Genomic DNA, 350 nt, shown 5'->3' with positions numbered 1-350 from the left:
GAGCAGAACAAGGGCGACTTCAAGGTCGTCGGAGACTACCTCGCAACAGAGGAATACGCGATCGGATCCGCCAAGGACGACACCGCGTGGCACGACTACCTCGACGGCTTCCTCAAGAAGATCGCCGACAACGGCGAGTGGAAGAAGGCCTACGACAGCACCATCGGAGCCGTGCGCCCCTCAGAGGTCACCGCTCCGCACATCACTCTGTAGGCCGTCATCATGTCCTTCCTCTCCGGCTATGCCGCCGACTTCACCAGCGGAGTCCTGATAACCCTTGAACTCACTGTGCTGGGCTGGACCGGGGCGTTGGTACTCGGAACCCTGCTGACGGCAATGCGGGTCAGCCC

1 protein-coding gene is annotated in these 350 nt (G+C 61.7%); it reads left to right on the top strand.

The features are described 5' to 3' along the window. On the top strand, window positions 1-213 hold a 213-nt coding region (locus tag AC1U89_RS25115), incomplete at its 5' end, for a hypothetical protein (RefSeq protein WP_479902326.1). Window positions 214-350: the final 137 nt, after the last annotated feature.

Source organism: Caulobacter sp. 05T431 (assembly GCF_056665975.1).
Note: the sequence above shows the minus strand (reverse complement) of the source record. Positions and strands in the feature narration are given on the sequence as shown.